Annotated in this window: 9 protein-coding genes and 3 pseudogenes; all 12 read left to right on the top strand. The window is 44.9% G+C overall.

Annotated features, from left to right (window positions below):
- A partial coding sequence (locus tag ABIC80_RS24345) for an RHS repeat-associated core domain-containing protein (RefSeq protein ID WP_429178865.1) occupies positions 1 to 661 on the top strand: 661 nt, incomplete at its 5' end.
- A gap of 10 nt (positions 662 to 671) precedes the next feature.
- Positions 672 to 1,112 (top strand): SMI1/KNR4 family protein, encoded by a 441-nt coding sequence (locus ABIC80_RS24340; RefSeq protein ID WP_326902773.1) that lies wholly within the window; start codon positions 672 to 674, stop codon positions 1,110 to 1,112.
- Between the two features lie 94 nt (positions 1,113 to 1,206).
- Positions 1,207 to 2,136, top strand: a pseudogene (locus ABIC80_RS24335) (RHS repeat-associated core domain-containing protein); the annotation flags it as partial.
- Positions 2,121 to 2,525 carry an SMI1/KNR4 family protein gene (locus ABIC80_RS24330; protein ID WP_326902772.1) on the top strand — a complete coding sequence of 135 codons (405 nt, stop codon included), beginning with the start codon at positions 2,121 to 2,123 and terminating at the stop codon, positions 2,523 to 2,525. The pseudogene ABIC80_RS24335 and the gene ABIC80_RS24330, both read left to right, overlap by 16 nt.
- A 735-nt stretch (positions 2,526 to 3,260) precedes the next feature.
- A pseudogene (locus ABIC80_RS24325) lies at positions 3,261 to 3,788 on the top strand (RHS repeat-associated core domain-containing protein); the annotation flags it as partial.
- A gap of 405 nt (positions 3,789 to 4,193) precedes the next feature.
- A complete protein-coding gene (locus ABIC80_RS24320) occupies positions 4,194 to 4,703 on the top strand; it encodes an SMI1/KNR4 family protein (RefSeq protein WP_429178864.1) in 510 nt (169 codons plus the stop codon).
- A gap of 145 nt (positions 4,704 to 4,848) precedes the next feature.
- The gene (locus tag ABIC80_RS24315) at positions 4,849 to 5,634 is read left to right on the top strand and encodes an RHS repeat-associated core domain-containing protein (RefSeq protein ID WP_429178862.1); all 786 of its coding nucleotides are present in this window, start codon (positions 4,849 to 4,851) and stop codon (positions 5,632 to 5,634) included.
- 13 nt (positions 5,635 to 5,647) lie between these two features.
- Positions 5,648 to 6,148 carry a hypothetical protein gene (locus ABIC80_RS24310; RefSeq protein ID WP_429178861.1) on the top strand — a complete coding sequence of 167 codons (501 nt, stop codon included), beginning with the start codon at positions 5,648 to 5,650 and terminating at the stop codon, positions 6,146 to 6,148.
- Positions 6,149 to 6,215: 67 nt separating this feature from the next.
- Positions 6,216 to 6,713: an RHS domain-containing protein gene (locus ABIC80_RS24305; protein ID WP_429178859.1), complete on the top strand. Its 498-nt coding sequence runs from the start codon at positions 6,216 to 6,218 to the stop codon at positions 6,711 to 6,713.
- Positions 6,714 to 6,786: 73 nt separating this feature from the next.
- Complete coding sequence (locus ABIC80_RS24300) at positions 6,787 to 7,068, top strand: hypothetical protein (RefSeq protein ID WP_429178857.1); 282 nt, start codon at positions 6,787 to 6,789, stop codon at positions 7,066 to 7,068.
- 16 nt (positions 7,069 to 7,084) lie between these two features.
- A complete protein-coding gene (locus ABIC80_RS24295; RefSeq protein WP_429178856.1) occupies positions 7,085 to 7,519 on the top strand; it encodes a hypothetical protein in 435 nt (144 codons plus the stop codon).
- A 157-nt stretch (positions 7,520 to 7,676) separates the two neighbouring features.
- Positions 7,677 to 7,953 (top strand): annotated as a pseudogene (locus tag ABIC80_RS24290) (hypothetical protein); the annotation flags it as partial.

Genomic DNA, 7,953 nt, shown 5'->3' with positions numbered 1-7,953 from the left:
CAGCAACGGCGACACCGCCTGCCACGGAGCCTCAAGCGCCTGGGGCCGCAGTCTGCGGGAGAGCACGCCGGTCGAGTGGGACACCCCGCAGAACCAGCGCTTCCTGGGCCAGTACCTGGACCAGGAAATGGGCCTGCACTACAACACCTTCCGCTACTACGACCCGGCGGCCGGGTGTTACACGCAGATGGATCCGATTGGTTTACTGGGCGGTATTAATTTATATCAATACGTATCTAATCCTTTAAATTGGATGGATCCAGTTGGCCTATCAGGTTGCGCTATCGCAAGAGCATCTGATTATCGCCATACCTTGGGTGGAAAGCCTGGGCGCATTGGTAAAGGAAGGAATATTGCAACTTCTAACTATCATATAGATGGAATAACCGGGACTGTTGATGCCGTCAGTGGAAAAGGTTCAATCCCTGGGTTTGTCGATATACCAGACCTAAATAACCGCTTATTTACAACGACCGTTGTTTCTCATCCACGGGCTTTTGATTCAGAAGCTAAAATATTAGAGCATATCGGGAGTAAAATAACACCTGATGCTAAGGGTACAATTGATTTGTTTTCTGGGTTGCCAATTTGCAAATCTTGCCGAGGGGTCATTCAGCAGTTCGAAAGTAAATACCCCGGAGTCAAGATAAATATTTTGTAAAGGAGGTTCTATGGAACGTGTAGAATTTGTTAATGAACTAGACTTTTTTATTGAAAAGATCCTAAAAAAAGGATTGTCAGTGGAAGGTTGTGGTAAAGACCAGATGATGAGCCTGGAAAGCCAATATGGCCGATTACCTGAGTTTTACAATATTTTCTTGGAGAAAATGGGAGTGTCTGCTGGAGATTTTAAAGAGGGCACATGGTTCTTTTTTAGTGAATTACAAGACATTAATGAAGAAACAGTAAATTTGATGAAAGAAAACAATGTTACGCCTCCCTATAATATGTTTGCATTTCTAATGCACCAAGGATATACATCATTGTTTTTTACCGATGTTATTGATTCAGATCCTGTTGTATATTGCTATGCAGAAGGTGAGGATATAACTGATATTAATATGACTTTTAGCCAGTTTATGAAAGCTGAAATAAGTGAGTATTTAAATTAATTTAATAGCGGAAAGGCTCGCCGCTTTTCTTTGAATTAATGAGGTCGTATTTTCTTTGAATATATTATAAATGTATTTTAATTGCGCCAGGTGCGCCACCACCTTCCCGTACGGGCGGGAGCTGAAGTTCCTGCGCTACGGCACCGGGCACCTGCTGGAGATGCAGCTCTCCCTGAGCTATCAGCATGACCGCCTGCACCCTGAGACGCACCGCACGATGGGTGCGCTGGAGCTGGAGACGCACTACGACATGGCCGGGCGCATCACGCAGCGGCGCTGCACCGACAACCTGCGTGACCGCCTGGTCTCGGAGCGCCGCTACCAGTGGGACCGAGCGGACCAGATAATCCGCCGCATATACACCGACGGCGCACCGTCCACCCCGGCGGAGAAGTACCGCCAGCCCCTGTGGGGCTACGACGCAGCCGGGCGCATGACGCAGAACCTGCGCTTTCAGGGGCAGTACCTGGACCGTAAAACAGGCCTGCACTACAACACCTTCCGCTACTACGATCCGGTGGGCGGGTGTTACACCCAGTTGGATCCGATTGGTCTGCTGGGCGGGCTGAATACGTATACGTATGTGGTGGATCCGCTGGGTTGGGTGGATCCGCTTGGATTGGCTGTAGATTCATTGGTTAAGTTAGAAGAACGTGGCTATAACGGCGTAGTTAAAACACCTGGTGGAGGGGTAGATTACTCAAATAGTAACGCGTTTTATAATAAAAAACCGGGTGTGAATCCTATTGTGAAAATAGAGTACTCTGGTGATTATGAAATTGATTTTGAACGGGCTAACTATGAGGCTGATTTAAATCAAAAAACTACTCCAAGTGGTTACGTTTGGCATCATCTTGATGACTATGATGTGGAAAGGAATAAAGGCACGATGCAGTTGGTTGAAAAGCCGTCACACCGCGGTATTAATCATAATGGCGGAGTAAGTCAGTATATAGCTGCAACGGGTAAACAATATATACATCCAGGTGGATTTAGGAGTAAAAGCATATGCAGCGTATTATAGTGGATTCAGAAATAGATTTAACGCCAGAAGATTTAGTAGAGGTTGAAAAAAAATTCAACTGGAAGTTCCCTAAGGCTTTCAAAGAATTTTATTTTCGTTACAACGGAGGAGATCTGGCGGATGAATATGCTGATAATCATTTTTTGCTAAGTGGTTTCATTCCTTTCAAATATGGTTCTGCTTCAATAGAAAGAACCTATAAGGATTTGGTCGATGATTTTCCAGCACTGAAGGAATTCGTTCCCTTTGCTGATGATCAAGGCGGCAATTGCTTTTTGATTTCAATGCGGAAAATGGACTATGGGAAAGTGTATATATGGTTAATGGATGAAAAGGAGTTAACATTTGTTATTGACTCATTTGATGCCTTAATTAATGAAGTGGACTAATTAACTTAGCCTGCGTGTAACCGAACCTGGGCTTATCTACATGGCTCATCATAATTAAGTGTGTTTGTCGTGTTTATTCATTATATAATAAAAGAAGCCCGGGTTAAGATATGTTTCATTCTGTTAAGTCAGTACGTGAGCAGGTTATTTAACCACTTGTTTTGTATCTGATAAATCTAGTCACTCTGGTTAAGAGTTTAGATTTAATAGATGCTTGATTTACAATATAGAATGTATTGCAAAAATCAATCAAAATCTGAATGAGATATAGTTTTTAAGCATCATCTCTTTTTTTCTGAAAATTGGGTGTTAATAAAGCATTAGATTCGAGTGATTAGCCTGAATTTGATAATTGCTGAATGGATGGTTTCTGTTTATTGAAAGGTGAGAAATTTGATGTGTCGAACATTGCACAAATTGACTCTCAACATGAAAAATTTTTTAAACTATCGTTCAGAGCAATCAATGATCCTGAAATTGCATCAAAAATATCGCATAACATTGGGTTGAATTCAAAATAAATAATAATAGGGAAATATGATGGGTGGGCTATTTCATACTTATGAGCTACGCGTAAAAATGGGACGTTACCTGCCTAAGTATTAGGAGTGAATTCCCTCCATTTTATTTATTAATAGAATGAAAGATACTGGCTTCTATCTGACCAAAGAGCGATTTATTCGTTAAAAAGAGACTTGCGTGCATTATTACCGTCTTGGCCGCCTGACGGAGTAACGCCACGACGCCCTGAGCCGCCGCACGGAGAAACAGGTGTGGCAACGCCATGCCCGGAAACCGGAACGTACTCAGTATGCCTGATCCGGCCCGCAGATGGTGGGCGAAACCAGCGACAGTCACCCGGACGCGGCGGTGCAGTATATCCACACCGAAAAAAGCTATGAGCCGCTGACGCGCGTCGACAGCCACGGTGAGCATGCGGACATATTCTGATACCACACAGAACTGAACGGCCTGCCGGACAGCGTGACCGACAGCAACGGCGACATCGTCTGGCGCGGGGCTACCACCGCCTGGGGCCGCAGCCTGCGCGAGAGCACGCCGGCCTCATGGGACACCCTGCAGAAACTGCGCTTCCAGGGCCAGTACCTGGACCGCGAAACGGGCCTGCATTACAACACCTTCCGGTACTACGACCCGGCGGGCGGGTATTACACGCAGATGGACCCGATTGTTCTGCTGGGCGGGCTGAATACGTATACCTATGTGATTGATCCGCTGGCGTGGGTGGATCCGCTTGGATTAGTAAGAAAACCTATAATATTTTTACCGGAAGGTGGGGGCGTTTTACATCCCGGAACAGTAGATCCTGTGAATAACCCTGAAGGTCTTTTCAAAATAAAAGCTACAGATAGTTATGTTGATGATAAAGACGAACTGTATAAAGCAGCAGGCTTGAATGAAAGAAAGTCTAATAAATGGATATCTCATCATGTCAGTTATGATCCTAAAACAAATGAGATGTTAATGCAGCTTGTAAATGCAGCTTGTAAATGCAGCTTGTAAATGCTGAATATCATGCTTACCCTCACGTAGGGGGAGCGCATGAGTTTGAAAAAATTACTGGGTTTAAATATGGCACACCTCAAGCAATCGAAGAGGCAGCCAGTAGATGCCTAAAACTTCCGCGGTGTTAAAATTGGAGATGATATGTCAAACGATAATTTTTTTTCAAGCAAAGGTATTGTCTTTGATGATTCACAACAAGGCCTTACAAAAGAAGATATAAATAACTTAATTTCCTCTGAGTTTAATGGGAAAGATTTTTTGGTTAATTTTTATCTTTCTAATAATGGAGGGTATTTTAGTAACGGAGCTTTCTTTTATAGGGATAAAATCCTGAACATAACTCCTGATGATTATAGTGTATTAGAAATAGAAGGGTTCTATTTTATTGAGGGAGAGTCATGTTTTGAATCGGAATATCTACTTTCAATTAATGAGGTTTTGTCAAGACGTGTGCGTTATTCACAATTTATAAAGGATTTTGCTAAGGAGCATATCCCTTTTGCAGTTGATGCAGGTGATAACGACTATTGGATTAATACAAATACTGGTGAAATTAAATATATCCGAAGGGATCTTGAAGATCAGGTGATAAAGGTGGCGCCGACTTTTTATGATTTTTGTATAAATATAGAACCAAGCCGCAGAGTGTAATAAACATGGTCAGCAGCATCCGCCGCTGCTTTTAGCGGCGGCAACTCTCCCTTTCTCTTATTTAATAACTTTACAGCGCACTGGCCACCGAAATCCGCCGTTATCCCTACACCGAGTGGCGCCAGGCCGCCGTACGGAGAAACAGGTGTGGCGACGGCATGCCCGCAAACCGGCACGCACGCAGTACGCCTGGTCCGGCCTGCAGATGGTGGGTGAAACCAGCGACAGTCACCCGGACGCGGCGGTGCAGTATATCCACACCGAAAACAGCTATGAGCCGCTGGCGCGTGTCGACAGCCACGGTGAGCATGCGGACATCTTCTGGTACCACACGGAACTGAACGGCCTGCCGGACAGCGTGACCGACAGCAACGGCGACACCGTCTGGCGTGGGGCTTCCACCGCCTGGGGCCGCAGCCTGCGTGAAAGCACACCGGTAACCTGGGACACCCCGCAGAACCTGCGCTTCCAGGGCCAGTACCTGGACCGCGAAACGGGCCTGCACTATAACACCTTCCGCTACTACGACCCGGCGGGCGGGTGTTACACCCAGATGGACCCGATTGGTCGGGCGGGCGGGTTAAACACTTACGCGTATGTACCTAATGCTTTGATTTACATCGATCCTTTAGGCTTGGATTATACTACTTGGCAAATACATTCTCCGGGATATGGCGATATTGTTCAAAAAGGGCTTCATTTCTACGCTCCGGGAGGTATTGAATTATCTGTAAGGCCTGATCATAAAGGTGGTATAACCTTTACCAATGCAATTCCAAATGAAGCGGGGAGCCCAAAATTAGCGAAAGCAATTGCTTCAGCAAAAGAGCATTTTGAAAAAGATGACAGATTCAGAAATGATATATTGAACAAAGCCAATGAAGGTGTGCAATCTGTTCTTGAACATGCCAAAAAAGAATCTGGTACTTAACGTGAGTTAGCTAATGGTCGCTCCAGAGAACTTCGAGACATTGCCCGAAATGTGGGCCGGCACAATATGCAGGGCGGATATGATAAATAGTACGTGGGATTCACCATTGCAATTAGATGTTATAAGTATTATCGAACAGCTATCTATTAACGGTTTACGTATTGGGTCGTCTATTAGCCAGCTTCTTGAGGTTATGGGAGAGCCGGAGTTACCCGCAGCCAAACTTAGTAAGAAATCCAAGATACTTTATTGGCTTTATGGCAATGTTAGCTTTCTTTCTGAAGATGACAGCCTTATAGCCATTGATGTTGACTTTCACAGCAATACAAAGAAAATAGTAAAACTTGGTGAAATAGCGAACTGGAAAAGTAAAGATTGGTTGAGCTGGGCTCAGAAAAGGCAGTTAAATATTGATAAGCAGGATGCCGTAATTAATATCAGCGATAACAACATCATTATTACTTTATCTCAGGATTGGTCTTTGAGGATGGTTTCTATCAGAGGGATTGAATAACGAGTAATAGGGGTAGAAATAGAATCCTTTACAGGTATGGCTATATCATACTTGTAAAACAGATCGCATGCAGTACGCCTGGTCCGGCCTGCAGATGGTGGATGAAACCAGCGACAGTCACCCGGACGCGGCGGTGCAGTATATCTACACCGAAAACAGCTATGAACCGCTGGCGCGCGTCGACAGCCACGGTGAGCACGCGGATATCTTCTGGTACCACACGGAACTGAACGGCCTGCCGGACAGCGTGACCGACAGCAACGGCGACACCGTCTGGCGCGGAGCTTCCTCCGCCTGGGGCCGCAGCCTGAGTGAAAGCACGCCGGTAAACTGGGACACCCCGCAGAACCTGCGCTTCAGGATCAGTACCTGGACCGCGAAACCGGCCTGCACTACAACACCTTTCGCTACGGCGGGCGGGTGTTACACCCAGATGGATCCGATAGGGCTGGCGGGCGGGCTTAACACCTATACCTATGTGGTTGATCCGCTGGTGTTAAGTAGTTTTGACCCGTTTATTCATGGAGAAATAACAGACTTCCCGAATGATTTGCACTTTGGGTAAAATCGAATTGCTCCAAAATTTAATAATATTGGGAGTCAAGCCGCCGATTCCATTGCTGGTCGTCCAACATTAGATGTCGCTGCAGATATTAAATCCGGTAAGATTAGTCCAGATAGGTTTGTCATTTCTTATACGAGATCCTGCCACAGGTAAGGCTGTAACTTTGAATAATAGAGGGTTAGCTGCTTTAGTTGAAGCTGGTAAACTTCCTCAAAACGCAATATTTGTTCCTTATGAACATGTTCCGAAACACTTAGTAGAGGATATCAGATATAGATTGCCATCAAGAAGCATAGATATTACAAGGAACAAAGACGGTACCGGTTTAGTGAAAACGATTGGTAAATTTTTGTAAACTAGAGGGCTTATATATGTTATTAGTTCCTGAAAAATTAAATTTTAGATTATCTACGACAGATCTTGAAGTAATTTATACTGAGTCAAGTGGTGTAAGGCTAAAAGTAGAAGTTCAAACTTTTAGCGATTTTAAGAATGATAAGTATAGTGAGGCGGAATTGCAGTTTAATAACGTAGCGGAATTAAAGTGTATGTCTTTGAACTTTTTTGAGCTTCATCATGGTGAGTTTGTAATAGAGTCAATAAATAATGACGTAGTTAGTTACTGGGAAAAAGACGATATTCATTCTGATCCTGGTGTTTACATGGTATCTAACTCAGAGGTTTTAGAGTCCATGGCGGCGATATATGATCCAAATAATAGGTTGAGCCTAAAACACTTTATAGTGGTAGGGTATGATAGCTACGTCGAGATAATATCATCAAATTATGAGGTGCGAGTAAAATAACTGTTTGGTATAGATTGGTATTTTTCGTAATGCAGCATGCTGTGTTTTTATGTTGAGATGAAAACAAAGGAAGTAATATTTACCCATAGGTTTTAATGTTTTTTATTAAAATAATAATTCCTCATTGTTCATCGTGGGTAATTGAATTGACTTAATAGTGAATATCAATATGTTGCCGGGCGTTGTATCACGCACCGACAACCTGCGCGAACGTCTGGTCTCCGAGCGCCGCTACCTGTGGGACCGTGCGGACCAGATAATCCGCCGCATGTACACCGACGGCGCACCCTCCACCCCGGCGGAGAAGTACCGCCAGTCCCTGTGGGGCTACGACGCGACCGGGCGCATGACCGTGCGCCACGACACGCAGCGCGGCGTGACGCAGCGCTTCAGCTACGACGACGAGCACCGCATCAGCCGGGTGGAAATCGACG

The sequence above is a fragment of the Kosakonia sp. 1610 genome (genome assembly GCF_050435845.1).
In the GTDB taxonomy this organism is placed as follows: domain Bacteria; phylum Pseudomonadota; class Gammaproteobacteria; order Enterobacterales; family Enterobacteriaceae; genus Kosakonia; species Kosakonia cowanii.
The sequence above is the reverse complement of the archived record's forward strand: the minus strand, read 5'-3'. Positions and strand labels throughout refer to the sequence as shown.